General features: G+C 61.5%; 4 protein-coding genes. 1 reads left to right on the plus strand and 3 read right to left on the minus strand.

Annotation, left to right across the window (positions count from 1 at the left end):
• The first annotated feature begins 461 nt into the window (after positions 1-461).
• Positions 462-5,861 carry a DUF3883 domain-containing protein gene (locus AB0H84_RS15695; protein ID WP_357603794.1) on the plus strand — a complete coding sequence of 1,800 codons (5,400 nt, stop codon included), beginning with the start codon at positions 462-464 and terminating at the stop codon, positions 5,859-5,861.
• 315 nt (positions 5,862-6,176) lie between these two features.
• Here AB0H84_RS15695 and AB0H84_RS15700 read toward each other — a convergent pair whose 3' ends face one another.
• The 3 genes from AB0H84_RS15700 to AB0H84_RS15710 all read right to left on the minus strand — a co-directional run bounded on the left by AB0H84_RS15700 (position 6,177) and on the right by AB0H84_RS15710 (position 14,178).
• The gene (locus tag AB0H84_RS15700; protein WP_357603796.1) at positions 6,177-7,415 is read right to left on the minus strand and encodes a hypothetical protein; all 1,239 of its coding nucleotides are present in this window, start codon (positions 7,413-7,415) and stop codon (positions 6,177-6,179) included.
• A complete protein-coding gene (locus AB0H84_RS15705) occupies positions 7,412-9,598 on the minus strand; it encodes an AAA family ATPase (protein WP_357603798.1) in 2,187 nt (728 codons plus the stop codon). Before AB0H84_RS15705 ends, AB0H84_RS15700 begins: the two co-directional genes overlap by 4 nt.
• Before the next feature lie 773 nt (positions 9,599-10,371).
• Positions 10,372-14,178 carry a hypothetical protein gene (locus tag AB0H84_RS15710; protein WP_357603800.1) on the minus strand — a complete coding sequence of 1,269 codons (3,807 nt, stop codon included), beginning with the start codon at positions 14,176-14,178 and terminating at the stop codon, positions 10,372-10,374.
• Positions 14,179-14,921 lie beyond the last annotated feature (743 nt).

The raw sequence follows: 14,921 nt of genomic DNA on the forward strand, positions 1-14,921 counted from the left end.
TTCCTTGATCTTCAGTTGTAGGAGATAAGATCAACATTTTAAGCAGCGGCCCTCTCCTACGTCTCGTCTTGGCTGAGTGCGTCCGCGGTTGCATCCAACTGGGCAAGATCGCCTTGAGATCGCCTCCGGTGATTGGGGTCAGTTACTCGATGCACCTCCCGTATAGCTCCGGCGCTGTCGCAGGACACGTCAACCACATCAAAACGATCAAGAGGTAGATGTACGACCGTGGCCAGCATGACATGCTCCGCAAGCGCGTTGCTGGCGGACTGATAGCCCACTCACGGAATGGGTGCCTGGGCCAGAACATGCTGATTCGCTTCGGACAGGGCCAGCTCGGCAGGAGCGCCCTCCACCACGAGCGTTCGAGGCATAGCATCAGATCTGCATCATCGGCTGGAACGTCGGAGGCGTACGTTACAGTTTCCGCCGACCCTTACAGCGGGCGAGGCGGGGAACAAGTGATCGAAGCAGAGATCAGCACCTCCAGATACCATCTCGGCACCAGTGAGCTAATGGATGAGCACGCTGACCAGCTCCGCGACTACGCACAGAAGGTGCTCTCCGGGTGGCAGGCTTCCCGTGATTGGGAAGCGGCCGAGCAACTGAAAGCTGCCAGCTTGGCAAACGCCCGTGACTACAGAGGACGTTCACTCCTGGAGCTTCTGCAAAACGCGCACGATGCCCATCCCGGCGACCGGAATGACGGGCGTGTCCACATCTTGATTGATGAGACAGAAGGCGAGCACGGCACGCTCTATGTGGCCAACGCCGGCACGCCATTCACCTGGGAGCGCGTCATGGCTATCTGCAAGCTGGCCAGGAGCGCGAAAAGGGTAGGCGACGGGATCGGCAACAAAGGAGTCGGCTTCCGAAGTGTGGTGGAGCTCACGACCACGCCCGAGATCTTCAGCGCCTCTTGTCAGGAATCGGGTGGCCCGCTTCTGAACGGCTACCGGTTTCGCTTCGCTACCACCTCCGCCGACTATCTCGACCTGCTCGGCGATGAAGAGCTAGCCGCCAGGGCCGCAGAGGAGATGCCGCCCTTCCAGGTGCCGTTCCCGATCGCGGATCTACCTGAGACCTGCGCCGAGCTGGGTGCCGACGGAAACGTGACCGTGATCCGGCTTCCTCTGAAGAGTCAGAGCGCTCTTGAGGATGCGACCCAGCTCTGGAGCCAACTGGCAACGGCTGAAGTCCCTGTGCTGCTGTTCCTCAACCGCTTGGAGCACTTGGTCTTGGAACGCCGTGTCGTCGGAGCTGATGTAGAGCGCCTTGTCCTCTTGCGGCAAGAGCACTCGGTGGAGCTTCTCGGGCAGGGCGAGGATCATCCTGAACTTCCCACCACTACATTCGCCGAGGTGGACCTCGGCGAACTCGGGGAGTTCCTGGTGATACGGGGACGTGTGCCCGTCGCAAGGCTTCGTGACACGGTCGACCAAGCGGTCGTGCACGGTGATTTGGATGAGTCCTGGCGCGATTGGGCGGAGCCCGCGGTGGTGGAGGTTGCACTATCTCGCGGAGAGAAGGGACGTAGACAAGGCAGGGCAGATAACCGGATCTACACCTTCCTCCCGCTTGGCAGCGATGCCACGGCTCCGCTTCGTGGGCACATCAATGCGCCGTTCTTTACCAAGGTGGACCGCACTGGGATTAATCGCCAGCATCGACTTAACGCCATGCTCCTCGACGCCATTGCAGAAACCTGCCTCATCGCCGCTGCGGCACTTCGGAAGTCTGGCAGCCCAGAACTCCGCCGGGCGGCCATCGACCTCATCGCCTGGGACCGGCCGGAGAGTTCAGCACAGCGGTTGTCAAAAGCAGCTCTTCACGTCCACGGCCGCGAACTATTTGAGGTTTCCCTGGTACCCGTGCTCGACGGTAGATCGCCAAGTCTCTCATGGGACACCCCTGCCAATACAGTGCTGTGGCCTCGTCGGGAAAGCAAGGTGTTAACCCCTGAGGCAGCGCAGTCTACAGGTATCCCCGTAGCGGACCCCGCAGTAGGCGCCGAGCGGCTCAACCGGCTAGACGCGCTTTGCAGACAGCTCGATGCTCCCCTTACACCCGACGAAGAGCAACTTGCCGATCACGTAGAGCGAATCGTCTCCGCTTTTCGCCTTCCGCGCGATGAAGATGCTCTCGGGGATTGGAACGACCTCTACGTCGATCTCTTCCGGCTGTTCGAACGGAACGCAACGGTTCTCCGGGGTAGGAGGCTTCTACTCGCCGACGACGGAAAGCTGCGCCACTTCAACGGAAAAGGTCTCGGAGAGAACGAGAGCACAGCGCGTCGGCACGAGGCGTTCTTCTATCCCACAACAACCGAGACTGCTGTCATGAACGGCATCACCGTCCCCCGGACCCTGCGGAAACGTCTCTTCTATGTCCACCCCGACCTGCGGTGGACGAACGAAGCTGATCAACCCCACCGTCAGGCTGCGCAGCAGTTCCTCATCAACGGCGCACTTGTCCGCCAGTTCAATATACAAGGGCTTCTCAACCACGTTCAAGACGAGCTTCGTCAGAGCGCCTCACCTAATCTCCGCCTCCAGGCTATGAAATTCGTTTTCCAACTGCACCGCAACCGTCAGGGCTCCGCCATCGCGTTCAAAGACCTTGGGCTATACGTGCCCACGAGCACGCAAACGTTCCTGCCCGCCGCAGAGACGGTCTTCGGTGCGGGCTGGAGCAACACACGTGGTGATGATCTCTGGACCGTCGTGGCAGAGGGGCGGCACGCCTCAGCTGATCTAAAGAAACTAGAGTCATGCTTCGTCGCATCTCCCCAAGAATTGACAAAGCACGGTGGAACCCAAGAGGAGTGGCGTGTCTTCCTTTCCTCAATCGGAGTGATAGACGGGCTAGATCCTGTCTTCACGGAGGACGCGGACCGCTGGGTCCACGGCTCCAGTTTCAGCGCGCCCGCCCTTGTATCGGCTGCCAAAACACTCCCCAAGATTGCCAGCTTGTGGGAAATCGAGATCCGCAAGCGACGGACCTGGGCTGGGCGTCCCCGCAGTAGCTATCGCGGAACACCGGCCTACCGTCTACCCGGACAAGAAATTGTCGCCGAGTTTAGCCAGCAAGGACGCCTTGCCTACGCCCATCTTGTACTCGCCGGCCTATCCCGATGGTCAGATGAGCTATTCGATTACACATGGACTAGCAACAACATCAGAGATGTTGAGGTGCTGAAGTTTCCCACCCCGTTGGACGTCTTCGTACGCACCCAGCCCTGGCTTCCCGTTCGAAACAGCGATCGCCTGGTAGAGTTCGTGCGCCCGCAGGACGCTTGGCAGATCCCTGAGCATGGCTCAGGAGAACCTATCCCGGTTCAGACAGCGCATCCAAGAGTACTCGATTTCCTGAAGAGTCGAACTGCGCAATCGCGGCTTCGCAATCTCGGCATGCCGACTTGGGACGTGCCCGAGGACAGCGGAAAAATGATCGCCGCCCTAGGGGAACTGGTGGCCTCCCACACCGTTGAGCCTCATATCCGGAAGTTCATCGAGCGCGCCAATCAGAATGCGTGGAAACTGTTAACCCAGCGCTCTTCATCCTACACGTTCAACGAGACCGAACTCGAGCCGCTACGGAAGTCACCGATTCTTGTAGAGACTGGAGATTCGATCAGCGTGATACGCCTTACCGATTTCCAGGAAAAGAGCGGCTTCCTGTATGTCAGTGCCGAACGTGACAACCTCACAGTGCAGTTCATCAAGGAGTCGGACAAGGCACTGCTCTTCGTTCCGGGTGCCGCCGACAGAGCCTTCGCACTGCTAGACGGACTGTGTCCCGGCAAGGTTAAGCTGGTCAACGCCGCAGATATGGCAGTCGCGCTCGACGGTCAGGCACCATTTTCCTGTGAGCTGGGAGACCTTCTCCACAACCGGATTCCATGGCTCGCTTATGCCATCGGCATCCTGGCTGACCGCCGCCAAGCCGTTACACCCCCTGAGAGCGAGATCGCGAACCTGGTGGCCGCTGTTCGGCGTATCCACCTGTACGGCTATACCTCGCTGACCGTCACCCTCGATGGCGAGCCCGTCCAATTGCCGGACCGACTGGCCGGCGTCCTCCCTCTGCCAGACGAGCATTCCCCTGTTATCGCCGCCCCGCGGGTCATCCTGGACAACCTCGACTGGAATGCGCTTGACGGCCTTGCCTACGCCATAGCCCATGTGCTCGGCAAACCTGATCTGGCCCCTCATCTGAGGCTCGCGGCACACAGCTTGCGCGACTCGTTCGCTGATATCGTCCAACCGAACGTGGAAGACCTCGCCAGGGCGTTGGAAGTAAAGCCATGGCAGTACGCGGAAACCGTTAGTCGCATCGACGGATCGCTTGCGGGAATTCTCGACCGCCTATATCCGCTGCTCGTGCATGCTCTAGGTATCGAACGCACACGGGACCTCATCGAGCCGCGTCCATCCGACATCCGGCAACTACAGGCGCTGCTCTCTCCGCATGACTCCGATTTGCCGCTCCCCGCCGAGCGACTCATCAACGCTGCACGATCAGCTCACGACGTAGGGGAGCTGCGCGAGATTACCGGGATCGGTTTCGCAGAGTTCAACGAGTCACTCCTTGCGCTCATCCCTCGCTATCAGCCGATTAGCCACGCCGAGGCACATGAAGAGGCCCTGAGCAAGCGGGTGGACGCGCGGCGATCCGAGCTCATCGATCGCCTTCGCGCCGCTTACCTGAGCCATTTCGATGCCCACACGCCAATCCCCGGCTGGATCGCGCTACGGTCCCTCGAATGGATCATCGCTCCTAGGGCGTGGGCTCTCACAGTGGACAGCGCAACTGTCGACCTGCTGGACTCCCACATCAACGCGTCCCTGGATGCCCGCCTCCGTGAGCTCCCTGAACCTGCAGCGACCGTAAGCCTGTCCAGCTGGAGGACTCTACGCGAGAGCAACATCGCCCTGGTCCGCAGCTCTCTCCCTGAGATCAGGACGCTCATTCAAGCCGCAGGGCGCCATGTCTCCGAAGCGCTCTGGGGAGACGCCGCGAACTTTTTGGACGAATGTGGTGCGCTGGATTTCCGACGCCTCACCAAGGACGATGTTGTAGCTTGGCTGGCCACGCTGGGACATTGGCCGCCGGACATGGAACAAACTATGTCACCAGATGCTCACGGGGTAACCCAAGCATCTTTCCAGAGCGCACGATCCTCCATCGAGCAGGCCCGCGATGAGAGGCTGCGAAAGAGACGAGTCGTTACCCTCGGCGACCGGGAGCTCGATGTCGCCTCTGGCGACTTCACACAAGTCGTCGCGGAGGTGCGGCGCATCCTAACCCAGAATCCACAGATCATCACAGGAAGCACACGTTTCGCTTCCCTGAAGGCATTCAATCAGCGTGGCAGCACCGGCACGGGCGGCAGCCGAAGCGGCTGGTGCTCCGGCGAGCGTCGGGAACTTTCTCTGGAGCAGCGGTCGGCGATCGGATTCATCGGCGAGCAAATTGCGTACGAGTGGCTCCGCGCGCACTATCCTGCCACGAACGAGGAAAGCTGGGTGTCCACAAACCGCCGAAAGGCATTTCCAGGCTCTTCCGGAGACGATAGTCTCGGCTACGATTTCAAAATTGGTACCGACAAGAGGGCCCTTATGTTTGAGGTGAAAGCCACCCAGGAAGGCGGCGGGCAGATAGAGCTTGGGGAGAGCGAGATGCGTGCTGCCCAGCGGTTCGCAGGCAGTAACCGCTGGAGTCTCCTGGTCGTGACCTGGGTACTCACACCGGAACAGACAACAGCGCACAGACTCCCCAACCCTTTCAGTGCTGAAGGCCGGAACCTCTACCGTGCGGAAGGCGGTTCCGTACGCTTCTCCTATCGCCTGGACACGTGAACCTTCCTCTCCTTAGAGATGCCCCGCCATCAAAGACTGGCATGGCATTTTAATCACTCGTGGCGGACTCGCATGGCAGGCGAACACCGCCGCCCCGACCGGCGCGGCCACGTGACCAGCAGCGACGCGGTCAACGCGGGACATTCACGGGATGATCTTGAGGGCAGCGACCGCAGCTGAGGGTGTTCGCGCAGGTCATCCCTAATGTGGGCCCAATCTCGCCCGCGCTCTCCTAAGGCCGCGTCGTAAGACGTGAGGAAGCTCGTCGAATCCGTGAAGGCATCCGCTGTCATGTCTCCGTTTATAGACCCAGAGTTAAGGGGCAATCTCGTCGGGTGCCTGGCTGAAGGAGGTCGCCGTCTCTGGCCCTTCGGAACGTGCTGTGAGGCGGTCGACCAACGTGGCTACGGCAATTGCAAGGTCAGTGGGCCCTTGGCTGAGATCCAGAACATGCACGTGCACCCTGATATCCGAGTTCTTGATCCGGTACGGCTCCGCCGATGGCATCCCGGAGGCATAGACGAGGTGCCCCTCGGTGAGGCCGAGAGCGGTGCAGTAGGAGATCAGCTGAAACAGATGCCCCGTTGGCGGAGCACTGTCCAGAGTCCGATACTTCGCATCCACGACCGCGGTGGGCCGCCCATCGCGATAGATAAGGATGTCGGGCTGGAAGAGCACCCGCCTCTGCTGATCGAGCCGGTGCCCCTGCTGGGCGGCGCAGCGCAAGCTGTACGGCAAAAGCCCAGTGGCTAGTTGCCGGGTGAGGAAGCGTTCGAAGATCTGGGCCATGTTCAGGATGAAGCCGTCGATCTGCATCGCCTGCGATCCCTCCTGTTGTAGTGAGGCCCCCGAGAGGATCAGTTCGGCCAACTGGAGCGCGGGGACATAGCGCTCGTTGAGCCGGGTCGGCCGCCACGGCGGCAGCAGTGCCACTGGTCGGGCGGGGACAACGCCGACGAGCCACCCGGCTAGGTGGCGCAGCAGCGCGATCGTGGTGTTCGCGACGCCAGGCAGGGTCTGGGCGAGCTCGATCGCGCCGAGCAGTATCTGGTTCTCGGGAATGTCGGCCAGGTAGTCGTCGTAGGCGACCTCGATCGCGGTGGGCAGCCCCATCCGGCGGCTCAGTTGGGCGCTGGTCCGGATTCGGCCCCGCACAACGGCGAGAGCGTCCTCGCGGTAGACATAACCGTGCAGGACCCCGCCGCGAAGCACACGCTCTGCCGCGCGGGCGAACACAGTGGCCAGGGCGGGCGCGATCAGGTCGTCGGTGGCGGCGGTGATCTGGCGGTGTTGCCAGATGTCGTCGTAGTCACCGAGCAGGCCGAGGAGCCGCCGGACGGGCAGTTTCGGCTGGATGTATAGCTCGATGGCGCCGTCGTTGTGGCCAAGCCGTACGGTCCCAACGCGCTGGCGTCCTGCGAGCCGCCACCGTCCGCCGACGGTCGGGGTAATGGTGACCAGCTCGGGGACGGTGGCCAGCGTGGCAACCTGCGCCGGAGTCAGGGGCTGGGGCGGGCTGGCGGTGGCCTCGGCGAGGTGGAGATGCAGGGTCACGGCTGAGTGTGGCCGAGCGCGGCGAGCAGGACCGGCAGGCCGTACTCGGCCTCGATGTCGTCGACTTTGCCGTTGAGCTGGTCTTCCAGCAGGGGCAGGATCTCGGCCGCCCAGATGAGTTCCAGTCCGCGCCGGGTGGCCACGTTGGGCGTCATCATGTAGGAGGGGCCGACGGCGCGGTCCGGGTCATTCAGGCGGCGGTTGACCTCCTCCAGCAGGAGCGCGGGTAGAACAGGGAGTTGCTTGTGCTCCAGCCAGCGGCGTAGCAGTCCCTCGACAGGGAGCCGGTCCGGGGCCAGGGCACGGAAGACGAACCGGCGGCGCATGGCCGCGTCGATCAATGCCACCGAGCGGTCGATGGTGTTCATCGTGCCGATGACGAAAACGTTCTTGGGCAGTTTGAACGGCTCGTCCGGCGAGTACTGCAGAGTGATCTCGTGGTTGCGGTACTCCAGCAAGAAGTACAACTCGCCGAACACCTTGGCCAGATTGGCGCGGTTGATCTCGTCGATGACCAGGACATATGGCCGGTCCGGCTCCTTCTCGGCGGCCTCCACGGCATTCTTGAACGGGCCGGGCACCAGGTCGAAGCCGATCATGCCATTTTCGCCGAGCCGGGGGCGGAAGCCTTCGATGAAGTCCTCGTACCCGTAGGAGGGGTGAAACTGCACCAGGCTGGTGCGATCGGGACCGGCCAGCGCCTCACCGAGCTTGGTGGCCAGGTAAGTCTTACCGGTGCCAGGCGGGCCGTACAGGATCATCTGCCGTTTGGCGGTCAGCAGGTCGGCGGTTTCCTGCAGCCAACCGAGCGGCATGAGCAGGTCGTCGGCGAACGCCTGGGTGAGTGCTGGGATGATCAGGTCGCGGGTCTCGTCCTGGGCCAACAACTCGTCAGTGAGCTGTTCCTCCAGTCCGGCGCCGGTGGCCAGCGCCGCGATCACACTGGTCAGCTCACCGATCGTCATTGTGGTCTTGAGCTTGGCCTGAGCTTCCTCGGGAAGGGTCTGGCGGCTCATAGCAGTGGGATTCCACTCGACCGAGCGGCGGCGAGCCAGGCCACGGCCCGCGGAATCGTCGTAATACGCGTCACCGGTGATGGTGCCGACGTAGACAGCATCGCCGTCGACAGTCGCGATGAGATCACCGGGTTGGAAGCCGCTGAGGAAACGCCATAGCTGCCCAGCCGCGACATCCTTCCTGCCTTGTTTGGCGTCGGGAAGCCCGGCAGCGACAGCGTCCTTGACCTGCTGTCGGGACGCGCCGGCCGGTAGTTGTTCTATGTCCGAAAAGCTGACTGAGCAGAAGCCATCGGCTAGCCACAGCGGAATCGCATTGACGCCGTCGACGTTGGCCCCGCGCACCAGCCAGCCCTTCTGCGACCGTGGTGGTGGAGGCGGCTCCCAGCGAGACCGCCAGGGCTCGTCATAGAAGCTGAACCGTCCACCGTGTTCGGCTTCTATCTGCTGGCGAATGGTGTATATATCACGATCGAGATCCCCGCTCGGCTCAGCCAGCCGGTCGACAAAGGCATCCCGGATAAGCTGCTTGTTGCGCTCGACCGAAACCGGGGCGAACACGTCGGGGAACAGTAAAAACAGCAGCACATGAAACTGGGCGCGGGCCCGTGACTTGCCATCGTAGTCGGGGAGCACCGATTCGGCCAGGTCCCGAAACCGCCACGGATCCCGCAGAGCCGATTCCCGTTCGCCGAGCGGTAGCTTCACCAACAGCTGCGTGAGCCGGATGAGGAACGCGAACTGGGCCCAGCGGTAGTTAAGGAAAGCTTGGCCACCCTTCATATAGCCCGGTGAGGCCGCGGCAGCCAACTCGTCGGGCACCTCTACCTCGAAGGATGCCCACGACAGCACGCTGCCGAGGATCTCGAATTTGCGATTGACGCCGATTGTGGCCGGGCTCAACGGCATGACGTTGAGATAGAGCAGTTCAGCGGCAAGCACGATCGCCTCGTCGCTACCCTCGGAGATCTGCCGTTTGAGCTTGACCAGGAACTCGTCAGCGGACTCGTCGAAGTTCTCCACGAACCGGCGGAACAGCTCGTCCGCGGCATCCGCTGTCCAGGCGCGCAGGCCGGGAGCAAACGAGGATTTCCCGGTCAGAACCCCATTTTCGACTACCTGGTGCGCCGCACGACATACGATCACACCCTGTTCCCAATCCACCATGAGTCCCTTCCGGCTAGGTCTCCTACACATCCTCAAGCATCCTGTATGACGTTACGCAGGATTGCTCCCAAGACATTTCTGGTCTTCGAAGATCTGGCAGGCCAGAGCGTGTTTGGAGGTGTCCACCGCGTCCAGGGTTCGCCGTGGGCGGGATGAGCGCGGCGGCCAAACTATCCGCATCCATAACTCAAGTCTCATATGCCATCAGACATCACTGCCCGATCAACGGCTCACGGGACCCGCAGCAGCACGGGCACGTGCGGACTGATCACGCGGATGGCGAGTACCGCTGACGGTGTTTTTGCAGGTCATCCCTGGCCATGAACCAATACTGCCATCGCTCTTCTACTGCGAATGTCGTGATCGACGCCGACGCCCTTCTACGTTTGGGCCAGCACCGGGTGACCATGGCCTAGGTGATAGCAGCGCACGTCAGCCGCCTACCCCCGCACCCGAGCAGTCGAATAGCCCAGCTGCCGAAACACGCTACAGGACGGGCCTTTCCTGGATCCGGGACTGCCGATCAGCCCACAGATCCTCCCGCATAGCTCGACTCAAAGCACGAGACTTACCTGCCCCGTCAAGCCGTCGTCCCTCAAACGCTGCGGCGATCCTCGCTTCGGTCGTCCTCAGGTGCTCGATACCAGCCGTGAGAACGCTCGGTCGCAAAGGATGAACATGGGGTCGATAGCGTGTCGCCATTCCGCGTTAGCAACGGCAATGCGATCGACCGCCGACAGCACACCTCTCCAACTCGACCGCGTACATAAGCATCAATCCGATGGCATGAGGAAGCTGCCCATATCCTCAAGCTTGAGGGTATGTGATCGTTCACCCGATGATTGCCAGGAATCGGACAACCGCAGATATTCCGCTCCGCACCGCGCAGCCAAGCGAAAGAACCACCAACGGATTCGATCGTCCAGATTTCCGAATGTACAGTGAAACAATGCCGCCGCCATCAGCGACAAAGGCATCTGATTTAACCAGTCATCACGGAAATCATCAGCGATCAGAGCGCCGCCGTCGACATCATACAATTTACGCGTCAGCGGCGCGAAGAGCTCATGCTGACCTTTGCCGCAAACGATCTGATCGAACAGCTCTTCCTGGGCATGTGGGTCCTTCGGGATACGCCTTGCGGCAATGGAAAGCAACAGCATGGCAGGATCCCTAGCGAGCGGCGCACTGTTATCGAAGGTAGTCAGATCAACCAGTCTGAACTGATTAGGGAGCAGGTCCCCTTCACGCGTGCGCGGGATAAGTATGTTGCCCATGTGCAGGTCGCCGTGTGTGTATCCTCGCAGGTGCTGGATGTTGTGCTGGCCAACGATGTCCCCGGCTACCATAGCCAGCGGATTCGGCAACAGCGAAGGGGTTCTCTCGCCCTCAAATACGATCCAGCGGACCTCCGGCCGCAATAGGCCTCTCCCTTTCGCCCAGATGCGCAGTTTCCCATTCGCCGCAAATCTACTACGAAGCTCGCTCCGCAGATATTCGCCCGAATCGATGTCCCAATAGGGATCGGGGCCATGCCCGTTCCACTCGCGGAGCAATCCCTTCAAGACTTCGTCGAACGAGGCTATAATCTCGCTAGGGGAAGTCAGTTCTGCCATCTGGCACATACTAGTAAAACTACCTCCGGCGACTTCCTGCAGGAGCACATAACCCCCATCGTCGCTGAGCCTCGGCGAATGCGGCTTGAGCTTGACCAAGTGGCTTCTGCGGAAATCCTTGGGGCTAGCGTCCCATGCGAGGCGGTGCTGCACAGCTTCACGTGACAAGGGGCCCGGCGGACAAACTTTTGCCACAACCTTGCTGGTGCGCTCATCAGCGCCCGCTGGCGCTTTAATAACCAAACCGAGCAGCCGGCTCTCTGTATAGCCATTCTTGGCCCAGAGGGGCATATTCACCGATATTTGATAGTTTCCAGTAGCGGCCCAAGATTCCAGCGCCTGCGTGGCAGCTTCACCTAGGTACTCAACGATGATTTCGCGATGATCGCGATTTACATGGCTGGAATGGTCCAATGCGGCTTCCGAGGATAGCCGGTCGAGTTCGCGTAGGAGGGCAATGGGATCGGTGAATAGGTGGCGATTATTGTCCAGATTTGCCTGCTCGGCTGCCGACAGCCGTCTGACTATGATCTTGTCGTTCGCTTTGATAAGGAGCGTTTGCTTTTCCATCACGACCGTGCGGCCAGCATCCTCCAAGCTAGCGATAAGGGCGTCCACAACATCGGTCTGGGCCTCGTCGATTTGCGGTGTCTCGTCATGCAGCGCTCGATCTCTCTCCTCAAGATGCTCATCGGCCGTCACGCTGGGATCATCCGTTCGAAAATTCCTAACGTAGCGATCACTGTGGACCCTATCCGCACCTAGAGCTTCGAATCCGAAGGCGGCAGCAAACTGTACGACAGCATCGGCGATCTTAATTAACGCGTCATCGTCGGCGTCCGCGGCCCTGATCTCGGGTTCAGGCGGCTCTGGAACCTCGTATTCGCCGAATGCAAGCGCCAAAGCGGCGTCCAGATCCAGCGTAGAGCCCTCCGTGAACTCCCGCTCGTACCTCTCCATGCCTAGAGCTGCCCGGCAGCGTCTTACGCACCTGTTGTGTTCAGGGGCGAGCCATGGTGCGCCACTCGTCCGTAGGCCTGCCGTCCTCCAGTTCTCCTGGAGAGCACCAAGCAGCCGCGCCGCCAGTACCGGCTGTTCGAGCGCCTTATAGATCCGGGCAGTGCTCTCCAGGGCGATGAGCATGCCCAGCGTGTCGTGGAACTTGCTCTTGATACGCAAGCTCTCCAGCACGCCGTCCAGTGCCTCGCGTGTCCTCCCAGTGGCCAATCTGAGCTGGGCAAGTACCCAGAGCGCGCTCGAGCTCATCCATAGGTCACCGCGCTCTCTGCAAATGTGCAGGCAGTCGGCCAGCAATGACTCGGCCTCATCTACTTCGCCCTGCGAAATGAGCACGATCGACAGCTCGACAATGGCGGGCAGCAGCCCGGAGATGGGCATCATGTTCTCGGTGTCGAACGCGACCGCTGCCCTCAGCAGCGCGCTGGCCTTCTGCAGGTCACCCTGCAGAAGGGCGACGGTGCCCTCCATCTTGGAGGCCAGAACCGTCGCGTTGGAGTCGCCAACCCTGGCCGCCTCGGTGCTGCACGTCTCGGCCGCCGCCTGAGCTCCCGCGCTGTCGCCCTGGGCACTGCGTACGTACGACAGCACCCAGAGCGCCTTGCATCGTTCCTTGCTGACCTCAGGGTTGGCCTCCAACGCCCGCTCGAGGTAGAGGCGGCCCTCGCGGACGAACCCGCAGCACACCCACATGAACCACAACGACGACAGCAGCGTGAGCGCCAGCACTTGCTTACCCGGCGTGCGCAGCGCGTGCTCCAGCGCCACCCGCACGTTGTCGTGCTCCTGGCGCATCAGGGCGAACCAGTGGATCTGCCGCGGTCCCGACCAGGCATCCTCGCTACGCTGGGCCAGGCTCAGGTAGTACTCGAGATGGCGGTGACGCATCCGCTCCCACTGGCCGAGCTTGTCCAGCCACTCCTCGCCGTATTCGGCCAGCGTGTCGATCAGCTTGTAGCGCACACCCGCGTGGGTGCTCCTGATCAGCAGGATCGACTTCTCCACCAGGCCGGTCAGCAAATCGGTGATCTGGTCGGCGGGCAGCCGATCGTCGGCGCACACGAAGCGGGCCGCATCGAGCTCGAAGTCGCCCGCGAACACCGACAGCCGCGCCCACAGCAGCCGCTCGGCCGGCTCGCACAGCTCGTGACTCCAGCCGATGGCGGCGCGCAGCGTCTGGTGCCGGGGCAGCGCCGTGCGGCTGGCGCCGGTCAGGAGGCTGAACCGGTCGGTGAGCAAAGCCAGGATCTGCTTCACCGACAGCGCGCGCAGCCGCACCGCAGCCAGCTCGATCGCCAGCGGGATGCCGTCCAATCGCCGACACAGTTCGGCCACCGAGGCGATGTTGTATTCGTCTAACTGGAAGCCGGGGGCCACCAAGTTGGCCCGGTCTGCCAACAACTGCACGGACTCGTTGGTGAAAGGGTCTTCCGCCGGGTCGTCATCTGGGACCTGCAGCGGTGGCACCGGGACCACGCGCTCGAACGGCAGGTTCAGCGACTGGCGGCTGGTGGCCAGCACCTTCAGGTTGGGCGCCGCCTCCAGCAGCTCGTGCACCAGCTCCGCGCATCCCTGTACGACGTGCTCGCACGTGTCGATGATGAGCAGCATGTCCCTCTCGCCCACCCACTCCGACAGCAACTCGGACTCCGCCCGCGAGGACCGATCGGCAATGCCGAGCGCAGAGGCGATCGTATGCTTGACCACCCCAGCGTCCTGCACCGACGCCAAATCAGCGAGCCAGACACCGTCGGGGTACTGCGACCAGACCTGATGCGCCAACCGCAACGCCGTGCGTGACTTGCCCACTCCTCCGATGCCGGTGATGGTAACCAGGCGCGAGTCAGCGAGATGTCGCTTTAGAGCGTCAAGCAAACGGGCACGACCGACGAAACTGGTGACCTCAGCGCGCAAATTCCCAGACCGTCGGAAAGTTGACTGTGCCATACCACTCCCAGAGAGATCGGGCCTGGGGCAAGCCTACGAGGAAGCAGCCGTCATGGAGATGCCGATTGCGAAGATATCGAGCACTCTTCGAGCACACGGCTGCCAGCTGAGGTATTCGACGATAACTGCAGTTATCGGACAAATCACAGATATAGTGTCATTTCCGCATCTCCTCCCTCCGGTTCTCTGAAGCGATGTCCAACCATGAGCATGCCGTCGAGAACGCTGGCAACTTGACTTCCCGCAGCTTTCCATGACGGGGGAAGTCCGTTCCTCCGCTGCGCTTCCAATGCAAGACCTCGCAACCCTGTACCCCGGCGGCCACCAGAGGGCATGGCTGCTACCGCCACAGCGCGGGACATGTGCGGGATGATCTTGAAAAGCCTAAACGCCAAGTAGGCTATTAGCCCAGCTCAAGCGGTCGGAACAGGCAAAGGAAGCTCCACTCTCCTAAAGCGGGTGCCGCAGGTTCGAATCCTGCCGGGGGCGCCAGGTCCGACCAACGGTAAAGCGCCTCCGACCAGCGGAAACGCCGGTCCGAGGCTTTTAACATGTTCGGTGATGTACAGCCGTAGCTGATTGTTTACGGGTGATCGGGCCAAATACGTGCTTACGGCTGTCGGCATGCAACGCTCTTGCCGACCTGTCCACCAACCTACCTTGATCATTACCTCGTTCGCCCACTCGGCCGTTTTGAGGAGCGCTGGGCTCAGCCTGAGCCGTCGTGGGCATATCGGCGGCTT

The sequence above is a fragment of the Nonomuraea sp. NPDC050786 genome (assembly GCF_040654115.1).
Classification (GTDB): domain Bacteria; phylum Actinomycetota; class Actinomycetes; order Streptosporangiales; family Streptosporangiaceae; genus Nonomuraea.

What these genes read in the sequence shown, in the direction of transcription:
- AB0H84_RS15705 (WP_357603798.1), bottom strand. Translation starts at nt 9,598, where the DNA reads ATGGTGGATTGGGAACAGGGTGTGATCGTATGTCGTGCGGCGCACCAG.
- AB0H84_RS15710 (WP_357603800.1), bottom strand. Translation starts at nt 14,178, where the DNA reads ATGGCACAGTCAACTTTCCGACGGTCTGGGAATTTGCGCGCTGAGGTC.